This window comes from Maribacter algarum (ex Zhang et al. 2020), from assembly GCF_005885635.1.
Lineage (GTDB): Bacteria > Bacteroidota > Bacteroidia > Flavobacteriales > Flavobacteriaceae > Maribacter_C > Maribacter_C algarum.
The window spans coordinates 715,865-730,565 of sequence record NZ_VATY01000002.1 but is presented as its reverse complement, the minus strand read 5'-3'; the positions used below and the strand labels follow the sequence as shown (position 1 = coordinate 730,565).

Annotated in this window: 10 protein-coding genes; 7 read left to right on the top strand and 3 right to left on the bottom strand. The window is 37.0% G+C overall.

Features of this window, described 5'->3' with window-relative positions:
- Positions 1 to 78 precede the first annotated feature (78 nt).
- Positions 79 to 507: a GNAT family N-acetyltransferase gene (locus FEE95_RS12080; RefSeq protein WP_138658200.1), complete on the top strand. Its 429-nt coding sequence runs from the start codon at positions 79 to 81 to the stop codon at positions 505 to 507.
- Here the strand turns inward: FEE95_RS12080 and FEE95_RS12075 are convergent.
- Positions 504 to 1,268 carry an XRE family transcriptional regulator gene (locus FEE95_RS12075; protein ID WP_138658199.1) on the bottom strand — a complete coding sequence of 255 codons (765 nt, stop codon included), beginning with the start codon at positions 1,266 to 1,268 and terminating at the stop codon, positions 504 to 506. The two genes, FEE95_RS12080 and FEE95_RS12075, sit on opposite strands and share 4 nt — an antisense overlap.
- Positions 1,269 to 1,456: 188 nt before the next feature.
- On the opposite strand from FEE95_RS12075, the gene FEE95_RS12070 reads away from it, so the two are divergent.
- Positions 1,457 to 2,719 carry a putative DNA modification/repair radical SAM protein gene (locus FEE95_RS12070; RefSeq protein ID WP_138658198.1) on the top strand — a complete coding sequence of 421 codons (1,263 nt, stop codon included), beginning with the start codon at positions 1,457 to 1,459 and terminating at the stop codon, positions 2,717 to 2,719.
- A gap of 173 nt (positions 2,720 to 2,892) precedes the next feature.
- The gene (locus FEE95_RS12065) at positions 2,893 to 3,669 is read left to right on the top strand and encodes a TIGR03915 family putative DNA repair protein (RefSeq protein WP_138658197.1); all 777 of its coding nucleotides are present in this window, start codon (positions 2,893 to 2,895) and stop codon (positions 3,667 to 3,669) included.
- A 2-nt stretch (positions 3,670 to 3,671) separates the two neighbouring features.
- Here the strand turns inward: FEE95_RS12065 and FEE95_RS12060 are convergent, their stop codons facing one another.
- Together FEE95_RS12060 and FEE95_RS12055 are read right to left on the bottom strand one after the other, a co-directional pair.
- Entirely contained in the window at positions 3,672 to 4,574 is a 903-nt protein-coding gene (locus tag FEE95_RS12060; protein ID WP_138658196.1) for a nucleoside hydrolase, read from the bottom strand.
- 54 nt (positions 4,575 to 4,628) lie between these two features.
- Positions 4,629 to 5,153, bottom strand: coding sequence for a hypothetical protein (locus tag FEE95_RS12055; RefSeq protein ID WP_138658195.1), 525 nt, complete (start codon positions 5,151 to 5,153; stop codon positions 4,629 to 4,631).
- Positions 5,154 to 5,437: 284 nt separating this feature from the next.
- Here FEE95_RS12055 and uvrA point away from each other — a divergent pair, with 284 nt between their 5' ends.
- The 4 genes from uvrA (at position 5,438) to FEE95_RS12035 (ending at position 14,465) form a co-directional block, all read left to right on the top strand.
- Complete coding sequence (gene uvrA / locus FEE95_RS12050; RefSeq protein ID WP_138658194.1) at positions 5,438 to 8,272, top strand: excinuclease ABC subunit UvrA; 2,835 nt, start codon at positions 5,438 to 5,440, stop codon at positions 8,270 to 8,272.
- Positions 8,273 to 8,344: 72 nt separating this feature from the next.
- A complete protein-coding gene (locus FEE95_RS12045; RefSeq protein WP_138658193.1) occupies positions 8,345 to 9,031 on the top strand; it encodes an LOG family protein in 687 nt (228 codons plus the stop codon).
- Positions 9,032 to 9,042: 11 nt separating this feature from the next.
- Positions 9,043 to 11,892, top strand: a complete 2,850-nt coding sequence (locus FEE95_RS12040) for a gluzincin family metallopeptidase (RefSeq protein ID WP_317129251.1) — start codon at positions 9,043 to 9,045, stop codon at positions 11,890 to 11,892.
- Positions 11,893 to 12,053: 161 nt separating this feature from the next.
- Entirely contained in the window at positions 12,054 to 14,465 is a 2,412-nt protein-coding gene (locus FEE95_RS12035) for an alpha-ketoacid dehydrogenase subunit alpha/beta (protein ID WP_138658192.1), read from the top strand.
- Positions 14,466 to 14,701: the final 236 nt, after the last annotated feature.

Below are 14,701 nucleotides of genomic sequence, written 5' to 3'. Positions count from 1 at the left end.
TATTTTTTCTAAATATACGATAATTCGAAAAAGTGTTAAATCAGTTCTACTTTCCTAACTTTAAAGAAAATACTTTAAATGGAAATCGAAGTTTTAAAGGCATCAGATATAACCACTGATATACAAAGTGAAGTTGCGGATTTATATCGCCAGTTAAATCCCCATAATGCCCAAAGACCTTTAAAGGAAATCCTTCAACCAGATAACAATGTTCTAGTAATTATTTGTAAGATGGATAACAGCATTGTTGGAACTGCCCTACTTTCAATATACAAAGTAATCTCTGGTTATCGCGGAATGGTAGATGATGTGGTTGTAGATGCATCGCAACGAGGAAAAGGCATTGGTAGAAAACTAATGGAAAGACTTCTGGAAGAAGGTAAAAAAATGGGGTTAGATGAGATTCTCTTATTCACCGGACATCATAGAGGTCCCGCAATAGCCCTATATAAAAGCTTAGGATTTGAAATGCGAAAAAGTGGACTCTACAATCTTCGTCTAAACTAACTTGCCTGCTGTTTGTTAAACTGGCTTTTTAGTTCTTCCATCGATTCTTGCAGTTGTTTTAGAAGTCCGGTTTCGGTAGTAGCATCAACACCAAAGGTAATTTTACTATTTACCTGCCAGATTTCCTGAATCTGAAAAGGTTTGATTTCATAAGGCGGATAGGTCTCATTCAAAGAAACCAAAGTCACATTATTTGAATTTGGTTTACGGATGACCTTTTTAACAAGAACAGCATCCTCCAAAACCACAACATACATTTTATTCGGATTGACTTCATCTATATTATCAATCGCCTTTGCCAGTACCCACTCCCCTGGTTTTAAATTTGGAAGCATACTATCACCTTCTACTTGAAAACCACGATATGTAGAATTTCTAAATTCGGGCAAAGGCAAGTCAAAGGCAGGCAATTCTTTATACCATGATGTATCTTGAATATTTTGTGGATATCCTGCAGCCGCTTTGGCGTTTACCAAAACCATATTTTCTTGATCCGAAGAATCCACCGTAACCACTTTTGGAATAACACTTGTATTAGTCGTGGCCAAGTTCTTGTTCTCACTTTCACCAAATAACCACAGTGGATTAATCTTGAACTGCTTTAATAGCTCTGCGACTACTTTTCCAGAGAGTTTTGTGCGGCCCCTTTCAATATCCGCTGTTGTACTAGATATCCCTAAAAGTTTAGCGAATTCAGCTTGAGTATAGCCTAAATCTCTTCTAATTTCTATAAAACGTTTTAATGTAAGTTCATTTTCCATATGGTGTACTGGTTTAATCAACAAAATATAAGTTCCTATTTATCAGGAACTTAAAAATTTAGTTAGGCGAAAATTTGTTCTTTTAGGACTCTCAAATATAGTCAATTTGGAATATTTCCAAAAATATTTATGGAATATTTCCATAATTAGGATTATTTCCATATTTTTGGAATAATTACATATTTTACATGTCCTTCGAACGTATTAAAGAGAAATTAAATATACTAGCAGACGCTGCAAAGTATGACGTATCATGCTCAAGTAGTGGAAGCAAACGCACCAATACCAATAAAGGTTTGGGTGATAGTTCAGGGATGGGCATTTGCCATAGTTATACCGAAGATGGGCGCTGTGTTTCCTTATTAAAGATACTCTTGACCAATCACTGCATTTTTGATTGTGCCTATTGTGTTACACGTAAAAGCAATGATATCAAACGCGCTGCTTTTAAAATTCAAGAGGTTGTTGATCTGACCATTAATTTCTATCGCAGAAACTATATAGAAGGGCTTTTCTTGAGTTCAGGAATTTTCAAAAATCCTGATTTCACCATGGAACGTTTGGTAGCTGTTGCCAAAAAACTACGAATTGAAGAAAATTTCAATGGCTACATTCATTTAAAATCTATTCCAGGTGCAAGTGACGAACTAATGCGTGAAGCCGGTTTATGGGCCGATAGACTCTCTGTAAATATTGAGGTCCCGACTATTTCGGGTTTAAAACTGTTGGCTCCTGACAAAAAGCATGAAGACTTTACCAAGCCGATGCTCAAAGTGAAGAACGAAATTATTCAATATAAGGAAGAGAAAAAAGTGCTAAAAAGTACACCAAAATATGCTCCAGCAGGACAAAGTACGCAAATGATTATTGGCGCTACAGGCGAATCTGACAAGGATATTATGTACTCTGCAAATCATTATTACACGAACTACAACATGAAGCGGGTGTATTATTCTGGATATGTTCCAGTGGCAGAAGATAGTCGTTTACCAGCAATAGGCTCTCAAGTGCCTATGTTAAGAGAAAATAGGCTCTATCAAACAGATTGGTTACTCCGTTTCTACGGATTTAGCATAAATGAAATTTTGAATGACAAACACCCTAATCTAGATATTGATGTTGATCCCAAATTGAGTTGGGCTTTACGGAATCTAAATCATTTTCCGGTAGATATTAATGCAGCGGACAAACGAATGCTTGCGAGAGTACCGGGATTAGGAATGTACTCGGTAAGCAAGATTCTCAAAGCTCGGAAATTTCGAAAACTGAATTGGGAACATTTAAAGAAAATTGGCGTTGCCCTAAATAGAGCTAAGTATTTTATCATTTGCGATTCGCATCAATGGGAAAAAAGAGATTTACAGGCCTATCAAATTAAGAGTTTGATTTTACAAAATTCCCAAGGAAAATTTAGAAAGAATTATAGTGGTCAATTATCATTGTTTAACTAAAAAATAACTCAAATGAATAGTATACAAAGTACTCAGAACAATTCCTTTACCAACGGTTTAATTGAGCTAACGGAAAGCAGCAGACGAGCTATGTTAAAGCTAGGTTATAATTTTGTTGCGCTCCGCAGTCAAGTTAAAAGAAGATTATATTATTTCATTTTAAATGCCTAAACATGAAAAATTCAAAAGTTTTAATTTACGATGGTAGCTTTAATGGGTTCTTAACCACTGTTTTTAAGGCCTTTGACGAACAAATTCAAGTTGCAGATATACAGAAGAATTCAGCGGCCCAAAGAGGATTATTTTCTGAAACGGAAACTGTTTTCACTCAAATGGATAAGGCAAAACGGGTGTGGAATGGCATACAGAAGAAAAGCAATTCCGCTATCAAAAATGTGTATTTCGCCTTTCTTAGTGAAACCAAAGGGATTGAGCTACTGCTCTATCGCTACATCCGCAATATGTTTTCGACAACAGATATGCTACATCTCAACTTTTCGGATGATACGGTTTTGAAAATTAGCCAATTAGTGAAGTCTGTAGGGCGTGAAAAACATCGTATGGAGGCTTTTGTTCGTTTTCAGTTAACACAAGACAATGTCTATTTTGCCAATATTGAGCCTGATTTTGATGTGCTACCCTTGATTTCAAAACATTTTAGGTCTCGCTATGCCGACCAACAATGGTTAATTTATGATGTCAAACGCAAATACGGATTGTTCTATGATTTAAACTCGGTAGAGATAGTTTCTTTGGACTTAAAAGAAATCCATACCAATAGTATTCGAAAAAGTAATGCCTTTACGAGTGAGGAATACAACTATCAAGATTTATGGAACAATTACTTTAAAAGCACCAATATCAAATCAAGAATCAATATGAAATTACATACACAGCATGTACCTAAGCGGTATTGGAAATATATGAGTGAGAAGAAAGAGGCAGTTTAGACCTACGGTTTCTTGTACGCTTTTATTTTAGCAAAAAAATCCTCACGCATCTTATTGGCATCAAAGTCTTTGTAATAGTACACCTTGCGACTACCGTTGTCTTTTGAGGTAGTTACTTCAACTTCTTCCATCCAATCTGGGTGAAGAAAAGCGTTTATAATTGTCAAATCCCAAATGGTTCTTTTTTCTCGACCAGAATCTATATGGTCATCCCAAATTTTTAGCAGAAAGTCTCCGAGAAAATGGTTTTCCAATTTTTTTCGGGTCTCATCATATTCAAAAGTCATTTTAGAGGCAACACTCACAGGAATGATATGCATTTCTACTTTAGAAAATAGTAAATGGCTCAAAGCAAACTGGTCCATCATACAATTGAAATCATTCCTACCAAGGACTTCATTTTCAAAATCATAAGTACTTCCCAGCCAAAACAGTCTGATTTTTTCTGAGATTGAAGGGTCGATAAAAATTGCTGAAGCTACATTCGTCAAAGCCCCAAGGGCAATGACGTTCAGTTTTTCGTCTCCTTCTAAATTCTTAGCTTGATTAATTATTTCGTAGGTTGCTGCGGAGTGCTGTGCTTGGTCGCCCCAATCAAACATTCTAGCTACTCCACCCCTATTGGTCTTTACGTTTAAGCCCATAATCCCCAAAAGAGTTTGATTGAGGCGATGACTATCTTCCATGCTATTTGGTGTTGACCAATGACTAGCCTGCCATTGTGTAGCATTCAACGCAATTACATCAATAGAAGGGTTCATCAAAATGATACTCAAGGCAAAAGCATCATCAACTTCATTAGCCGTATCCGCATCCAATAAAACCTTCCTTTTTTCTTGAGCGATAATTGAACCTGCAAATAGGAAAGAAATAAAAAATATGAAGAATTGGAATGGTTTAAGCATTTATTTTGATTTTAGAAATTTATCAATTCCCAAAAATACAATTTTGCCCTAAACCTATTTTGAGCGCTCCCCAACAAAATTATCACTCTGGTTTTTGAATAACACATTAAAGGTGGTCAAACTTCCGTAGATGCGCGTTATGTACTGTTGCAAATCAATCTTGTCTTGGTCCTCCAAGGTTTTACTTGCATTTATCTTTTGCTCCATAACACGAATACGGTCGCGTACCATTACGATTTTATGAAAAAAAGTATCAATGGGAATTTCTTTATTGGCCAAATCACCAGCGGGTTCCAAAATGAGTTTTCCACCCTTCCATTTATCGGCAATGGGGCTTATGGATGAAGCATCACTCCAACGCCTTAAAATTGAAATCAACGATTGTTCGACTTCCGAAAAACTTATGGTATCTACTTCATCTTCAACAGCTTCTATAATTTCAAATTCTGAATCTAATTCAATAGTTTCCAATCCATTCTCCATAAAAGTTACCCAATAGTGCTTTGAAGTTACATTCGTCACAACACCTTTTCCGTATTCATCATGATTGATGCGAGAGCCTATTCCTAAAATTTGCATCTGTAGTATTTTTATGTTAATGAATTCATCTTGAATTTCTGTTTGGAACCGAGATTTTTGGCTTTTGTAATCTAATGCGGGCTTTTTTGAGCAGCATAGCCATAGCTAAGGTGCGATAAAAAGACAAAATTAGAGCGCAAAATGTGAAAATCGCAAGTAAAAGAGGAACCCAAGATGAGTTCAACAATCAAAGTTAAATTCTAACAATTAAATAACAAAAAGGAATTAAGGTTCATTAACATTTTAGAAGTCAAAATCGTACTTTTGCAACTTTGCCTAAATGTATGATAAATTACGAGGAAAATATTGAAGTTAAAGGAGCTCGCGTTCACAATTTGAAGAACATTGATGTTACTATTCCCAGGGAGAAATTAGTGGTTATTACGGGACTTTCAGGTAGTGGAAAGTCTTCACTGGCTTTCGATACCATTTATGCAGAAGGTCAACGTCGGTATATAGAAACTTTCTCAGCATATGCACGACAGTTTTTAGGAGGATTAGAACGACCAGATGTAGATAAAATCGATGGCCTTTCTCCAGTAATAGCTATAGAGCAAAAAACAACTTCAAAGTCTCCCCGTTCCACCGTAGGAACCATTACCGAGATATACGATTTTCTTCGTTTGTTATTTGCAAGAGCTGGTGATGCCTACAGCTATAATACCGGCGAAAAAATGGTCAGTTATAGTGATGAGCAAATAAAAGAGCTTATCAAAACGGATTATGAAGGAAAGAAGATAAATGTACTTGCCCCAATCATTAAATCAAGAAAAGGACACTATAGAGAGCTTTTTGAACAAATTGGAAAACAGGGTTTTGTAAAAGTCCGTGTCGATGGTGAGGTAAAAGATATCATAAAAGGAATGAAAGTGGACCGATACAAGGTCCACGATATTGAAATCGTTATAGACCGCTTGAAAGTGACCGACACAGAGGATATGGATAAGCGCCTTTCAGAATCCATTAATACGGCAATGTACAGCGGCGATAATGTTTTAATGATTCTTGAAGAAGGTGCTTCAGAGGCAAGATACTTTAGTCGGGACTTAATGTGTCCGACAACGGGTATCTCCTACCCTAGTCCTGAGCCGAATACCTTTTCATTTAATTCTCCAAAGGGTATGTGCTCACATTGCAATGGACTTGGCCATGTTCATGAGGTGAATGAGTTAAAGATATTCCCGAATAAAAAATTATCCATTAAAGGAGGAGGAATAGCTCCCTTGGGGGAATACAAAAAATCATGGGCCTTTAAACAAATTGAAACTATTGGGCAACGTTACGGTTTTGAGCTCACGGACCCTATTTCGAAAATTCCGGAAGAGGCGATGAATGTCCTATTAAATGGTGGAAGCGAAAGCTTTGAGGTAAATTCAAAAACCCTTGGCGTTAAGCGTTCGTATAAGATTGATTATGAAGGAATTGCCAATTTCATTAAAAGTCAGTTTGATGAGGCCGCTTCAACATCCATAAAAAGATGGGCCAAGGAGTATATGGACAAGGTAATTTGCCCGACTTGTGACGGTTCACGTCTGCGAAAGGAGTCATTGAATTTTAAAATTGATGAGAAAAATATTGCTGAACTAGCACATTTGGATATTGCCGAGCTTGCGGACTTTTTTAAGGAATTACAAAATACCCTAGAGGGCAATCAGCTGAAAATTGCTGAAGAAATTATCAAAGAGATTAAAACAAGAATCCAGTTTTTACTGGATGTTGGCCTTGATTACCTATCCTTAAATCGTAGCTCAAAGTCCTTGTCTGGTGGTGAAGCGCAACGCATTCGATTGGCTACGCAAATCGGTTCACAATTGGTGGGTGTCTTGTATATTTTAGATGAACCCAGCATTGGTTTACACCAGCGGGACAATGACCGCTTGATTCAATCGCTGGAATCACTACGTGATATTGGTAACTCCGTTATCGTTGTAGAACACGATCGTGATATGATTGAACGCGCCGACCATGTTATTGATATTGGTCCGAAAGCGGGGCGACATGGTGGGGAAATAATTTCTGAAGGTCTGCCGAAAGACTTAAAAAAAGAGAATACACTCACAGCAGATTATATCACTGGTAAAAAAGAGATTGCCACACCCAAAAAACGAAGAAAAGGGAATGGAAAAAAAATTACCCTTACAGGATGTACTGGTAATAATCTGAAAAATGTTTCTATAGAACTTCCCTTAGGGAAAATGATAGGAGTAACAGGAGTTTCTGGTAGCGGAAAATCTACCTTAATCAACGAGACCCTCTACCCTATTATGAATGCTCATTATTTCAATGGTGTTAAAAAACCAATGCCTTACAAGAAAATTTCGGGACTGGAGCATATTGACAAAGTAATTGATATCAATCAAAGTCCGATTGGGAGAACCCCACGTTCGAATCCGGCCACCTATACTGGAGTTTTTAGTGAAATTCGTTCATTATTCGCAAAAACACCGGAAGCGGCTATCCGTGGTTATAAACCCGGTCGTTTTAGTTTTAATGTTACTGGCGGTCGTTGTGAAACTTGTCAAGGCGGGGGTCTTCGTGTAATAGAAATGAACTTTTTACCCGATGTCTATGTGGAATGTGAAACCTGCAATGGAAAACGGTTTAATAGGGAAACCTTAGAAATTCGATATAAAGGAAAATCTATTTCCGATGTCTTGGAAATGACGATGAATGAGGCGGTTGATTTCTTTGAGCTCATTCCGAAAATCCATAGAAAATTAAAGACCATTCAAGATGTTGGATTGGGGTATATATCCTTGGGTCAGCAATCGACTACCTTATCGGGCGGAGAAGCGCAGCGTATTAAACTGGCAACAGAGCTTTCAAAAAGGGATACGGGTAATACTTTTTATATCTTGGATGAGCCCACAACTGGACTCCATTTTGAAGATATACGCGTACTAATGGAAGTTTTGAACCGTTTGGTAGACAAAGGAAATACTATCTTGGTAATTGAACATAATATGGACGTCATTAAAATGTCCGATTATATTATCGATATTGGCTACGAAGGTGGTCGTGGTGGCGGGATGGTTGTTGCAAAAGGAACCCCAGAAATGGTCGCAAAAGACAAGAAAAGTTATACGGCAAAGTTTTTGAAGAAAGAATTACAGTTATAGGGTGTTTACGAGATACGGAAACTGAATAATTAAGATTTCCCTCTTCGGGAAATGAAAATAAATTAGCTACTTATGAGAAAAGAACAACATCATAAAGGTTGGAACGAAATAAAAACAAACGATTCCTGGGCCCTGTTCAAAATTATGGGAGAATTTGTAAACGGTTTTGAACGAATGAGTGTTATTGGACCATGTGTGTCCATATTTGGTTCGGCACGAACCAAAGAGAATCAGAAGTATTACAAGTTAGCCACAAATATTGCAAAAAGTATAGCCGAAGCTGGTTATGGTGTAATTACTGGTGGAGGTCCTGGCATCATGGAAGCTGGTAATCGAGGTGCAAACTTGGCAGGAGGGGTTTCAGTAGGGTTAAACATTGACTTACCTTTTGAGCAGCACGATAATCCATATATAGATGGTGATAAAAGTCTTGATTTCGACTACTTCTTTGTACGTAAAGTAATGTTTGTCAAGTATTCTCAAGGCTTTGTTGTAATGCCTGGTGGGTTTGGCACTTTGGATGAGCTTTTTGAAGCCATTACCTTAATCCAAACCAACAAAATTGAAAAATTCCCAATAATACTTGTAGGTACGGATTTCTGGAAAGGCTTAATGGAGTGGATAAAAACCACCATGTTAGATGCTAAAAATATTAGTCCTGAAGATTTAGACCTTATTCATTTAGTAGACACAGAAGAAGAGGTTGTCGATATTATCGATGCCTTCTATAAAGGTCGGGCCCTTAGTCCCAATTTCTAAATATATTTTCCTTGGAGTCCAAAATTCAACCAAATATTATCATTGGTGTCTTGATGCTTTTATTGAGTTTATTCTCAGTATCGGCACAGCATATAAACACTCTAAATGTAAGGTTGAATGATGAAAATAAAGAACTTAACATTCAGCAGGAGTTTACGTATCTAAACGATTCTAAAAAAACTTTAGAAACACTATATTTTAACGACTGGGCAAATGCATATTCAGATAAAAATACTGCCCTGGCCAAAAGTTTTGCGGAGCAATTTAAGAGAAGTCTCCACTTAGCCAAAGATGATGAAAGGGGTTTTACAAATATTCTGACTGTAGTAGATGATGACTATCGGGGCATTACTTGGGAACGCTCTTCGGGGAAAGATATCATCAAAATATTCTTGAACAAGCCACTTTTACCAAACCAAACCGCTAAGATATTTATAACATATACAGTCAAGCTACCACCAAACAAGTATACTCCTTACGGATATAGTAACAGAAATGAATACTACCTTAAGGATTGGTATTTAACTCCGGCCGTTTTTGATGGTAAATGGCATTTATACTCCAATAAAAACCTTGAAGATCTTCACACTGGTGTAACGGAAACAACTTTAAACTTAATTTATCCGGAAAACCTGTATATGACATCAAATTACAGGGTTTTAGGAAATTCAAAATTCCCAAGTGGTCAACAAGCACAACTTGAGGGCAAACGTCATAAAAGTTGCGAATTGATTTTTACTCCTTTAAATACTTTCACTACTCATGTCACTCCGCATATGACCATTCGAACGGATATTACGGCAACGAAATATGACGCTGTTCTTCAGGCCTTATCAATTGATAGGGTTACTGAATTTATATATAAGAACTTAGGGAAATATCCGCATGCGCAGCTTTTGGTGAGTAATATCGATTATAGCAAAAACCCACTATATGGACTGAACCAGTTACCGAAGTTTATCAGGCCATATGATGAGCGATTTCAGTTCGAAATGAAAATTTTAAAGACTGCCTTAACTAATATACTTGAGGAAACACTTTATCTTGACCCAAGGAAAGAACAATGGCTTAATGACGCTATTGCCAATTATCTAATGATAGCCTATGTGGAAGAGTTTTATCCAGACCAAAAACTACTAGGAAAGCTTTCTAAAATTTGGGGCATCCGTAGTTTTAATTTGGCAAAAATGGGCTTCAATGAACAATACCCATTTGTCTATCTGGGCTTAGCACGGAAAAATTTAGATCAACCACTAATCACTCCGAATGATTCATTGATTGTTGCCAATCAAAAGGTTGGAAATAAGTACAAAGCAGGTCTCGGATTGTCCTATCTAGCAAGTTATATAGGTAAGGGAAAGGTGGATGAAAGCATAAAGACCTTTTACCAGTACTATCAGTTAAATCGGGTACGAGTATTAGATTTTGAATCAATTTTAAAACGTTCTGCAGACCAAGATATTGATTGGTTTTTCAACAACTATGTCTATTCTGACCGAATAATAGACTATAAAATCAAAAAGGTCAAAAAAACCGAAGATTCTCTCAAAATCACTTTGAAAAACAAGGAAGGTACCGTTGTACCTATTTCCATGTTCGGGCTAAGCAATGATTCGATCGTATCAAAGTACTGGTTTTCAAATATTGAAAAGGAAAGAACAGTAACCATTCCAAGGAATAATGAGGAAAGACTTGTATTGAATTATGACCAGAAAATACCTGAATTCAACCAAAGAGATAATTGGAAGTCGTTAGGTGGTTTTTTATCAGGTAACAAGAAATTAAAATTTACCTTTCTACAAGATTCTGAAAATCCATATTTCAATCAAATTTTCTATACTCCGGTACTTGAGTTTAATATTTATGATGGATGGACGCCAGGAATGAGATTACATAATAAAACGCTGCTAAAGCGTCCTTTTGAGATTGATGTTTCACCTTCATATTCTTTTCGCGAAAAAGCATTTGTTGGCAGTGGAAGCCTCTCTTATTTAAAGTATCTAAGTAAAACAGGGCTATATTTTGCGAATTACCGTGTAAGCGGAGGTACCCGACATTTTAACGTTAACTCACGTTATTCAACTTTCACTCCTTCAATTAGATTTGGCTGGCGACCAGAAAATCTTATTTCAAACAAAAGACAGTTTCTATCATTTCGATATGTAAATATTTTCCGAGATCTTGATGAAAATCTTCCTGATTTAAGAAATGATTCTGAGAATCCTGATTATAGTGTTTTTAATGTACGGTACGCCAAAGTTGACAATAATATTTTAAATTATTCGTCTCTGCTTTTGGACTTCCAACAAGCGAGTAAGTTCACCAAAATATCTGCAGAATACGAGTATAGAAAGTTGTTTGATAATAACAGACAGTTTAATTTAAGACTATACGCTGGAAAATTTTTAAGAAACAAGACCAACTCTGATTTCTTCAGTTTCGCACTGGATAGGCCAACTGATTACCTATTTGACTACGGTTATTTAGGGCGTTCTGAAGATTCGGGATTGTACAGCCAGCAACTCATAATAGCCGAAGGCGGATTTAAATCTTTTTTAGATGAGCGCTATCGTTTTTCAAACGACTGGATCTTAACCGCCAACTCCAGTGTAAATCTTTGGAGATGGATTGAACTATACGGAGATATTGGCTTAGTGAAAAATAGAGGGTTAAAACAAAAACTTGTCTATGACTCGGGTGTTCGCTTAAATCTAGTAACTGATTATTTCGAGCTTTACTTACCCTTGTATTCAAATAATGGCTGGGAAATCTCACAGCCGAGTTATGGTGAAAAAATTCGATTTATTGTTACCGTAGACATTAAAACCCTTACTGGACTATTTACAAGAAAGTGGTTTTAATTTTTTAACAAATTCTTAGTATGGGGAGACTGATTTGTTATTTTTCTAACAAAAATTCATTTTTATATCTATTTTTTTAGTAATTCCACAATAAATATGATTAACACGAGGTTGTATTAATCAATTCAATAAAGTACTTTTGCAGAAACATTCAGCCTTAGATGGATATATCACCTAAAACCAGTAACGACATTTCTTTTGAAGACTTCAGAACGCAAATTCTGAAGGATTATGAGACTGCTGTATTAAGTCGTATTTGTAGCTTGATGGGGCGAAAAGAAGTTTTAACCGGTAAGGCCAAATTCGGAATCTTTAGTGATGGTAAGGAGCTGCCACAATTGGCAATGGCACGAGCTTTTAAAAACGGTGATTTTAGAAGTGGTTACTATCGTGACCAAACTTTTATGATGGCTTTAGGCCTACTTACTCCCAAGAATTTATTTCATGCTCTTTATGCCACGACAGATATTGAAAAGGAGCCCATGAGTGCCGGCAGGCAAATGATTGGGCATTATTTGACTTATAGTCTCAACGAAGACGGCACTTGGCGAGATTTAACCAAGCAGAAGAACACAGCACCCGATGTATCATCGACGGCCGGACAAATGCCAAGATTACTAGGCTTAGCTCAAGCATCTAAAATATACCGAAATCTAAAGGATATCGATGCAACTAACTTTTCGCATAATGGAAACGAAATAGCTTGGGGAACAATAGGTAACGCAAGTACAAGCGAAGGTTTATTTTTCGAAACGATTAACGCTGGTGGTGTTTTACAAGTTCCCATGGTGGTCAGTATATGGGATGATAACTATGGGATCTCTGTACCTCAAGAATACCATACTACTAAAGAAAGTATTTCCGAAGCGCTAAAAGGTTTTCAACGGGACGATAACCAAAAGGGTTATGAAATCTTAAAAGTAAAAGGATGGGATTATACAGCTTTGATGCATGCCTATGAAAATGCTTCCGATATTGCAAGGGATGAGCATGTACCCGTAATAATACATGTTGACGAGCTCACACAGCCCCAAGGCCACTCTACTTCTGGATCTCATGAAAGGTACAAGAGTGAAAAACGTCTCGAGTGGGAACGCGAAAATGACTGTAACAAACGTTTTAAAGAATGGATAATTGAATCAGGAATAGCCTCTGAAGAAGAGCTGAATACAATGGAATTATCCCTTAAAAAATCAGTTCGAACTGCGAAAAAAGAAGCCTGGGCAGAATACTTGGCATCACATTTGGGCCAAAAGAAAATTCTTATCAAACTGTTAGGTAATGCTGCAGACAAGAGTCAAAATAAAGCATTTGTAACAAAGCTTAAAAATGACCTTATTGCCATTGAAGAACCGATAAAGAAAGACTTAGCAGCTACTGCTAGAAAAGCATTAAGATATCTTCTGGGAGAAAATACAGCGGAAAAAGAGGCCCTTCTCACTTGGACGAATCAGTTCCTTAAAAAGGAGCAACCAAATTATAGCGAACATTTATATAGCGAAAACGCAAATAAAGCAACTAATATCGCCGAAGTAATACCCGAATATGATAACAATGCGGAGGAAGTTGATGGCAGAGTTATTCTACGAGAAAATTTTGATAGACTTCTTGAAAAATACCCGGAGATTCTAATTTTTGGAGAAGATACAGGTACGATTGGAGACGTAAACCAAGGACTAGAAGGTTTACAAGACAAATACGGTAAACTTCGAGTCGCGGATACGGGAATTCGGGAATCTACGATTATTGGTCAAGGTTTAGGTATGGCGCTTAGGGGACTCCGTCCGATTGCCGAAATACAGTATTTAGATTATATCTTTTATGCAATGCCAACTTTAACCGATGATGTTGCTACTATTCGGTATCGCACGGTTGGCAAACAAAAAGCACCATTAATTATTAGAACTAGAGGGCACCGTTTGGAAGGTATTTGGCATTCTGGTTCTCCCATGGGCGGGTTGATACATACCTTACGAGGGATTTATATTCTTTCACCACGTAATATGACGCAGGCAGCAGGTTTCTACAATACACTTATGAAGAGTGATGAGCCAGCATTGGTAATTGAAAGCCTAAATGGATATCGCCTTAAAGAAAGCATGCCAAATAATCTCGGAGGATTCTGCACTCCAATCGGAATTGTTGAGACCATAAAATCTGGCTCAGATATTACCTTAGTATCGTATGGTTCTACATTGAGAATTGTTGAGCAAGCAGCTAAAGAACTGCAAGAAGTTGGTATCGACGCTGAAATTATTGACGCACAGTCCTTACTTCCCTTTGATATTCAACACGATGTTGTTAAAAGCGTTCAAAAAACAAATCGTTTGTTAGTCATAGACGAGGATGTCCCTGGTGGGTGTTCAGCATATCTACTAAATGAAATCATAGAAAAGCAAGGTGCATACAAGTATTTGGATAGTGCTCCACAAACATTGTCTGCCAAAGCCCATAGGCCAGCTTATGGCACAGATGGGGACTACTTCTCAAAACCGAACGCTGAGGATATTTTTGAAAAAGTGTATGCTATTATACACGAGTCAAATCCAGAAGATTATCCCAATTTGCGCTAAGTTGTAGTTTCCACTTTGGGTTTTCTTTATATTTAGGAACAATTTGTTTTGATGGTTCCTACTTTTCCCGATTTCAATATTTGGAGTACTCCTCTATTACTACTTTCCCTGCAAGGGCTTGTTTTTGCTGGACTTATATTCAATAGATATAGGAAAAAAAAGAACATTTCAGATTTGCTGTTGTTTCTTATTTTAATAGTTACCTGTTATCATCAGACCTGCTATACTCTCGGTTT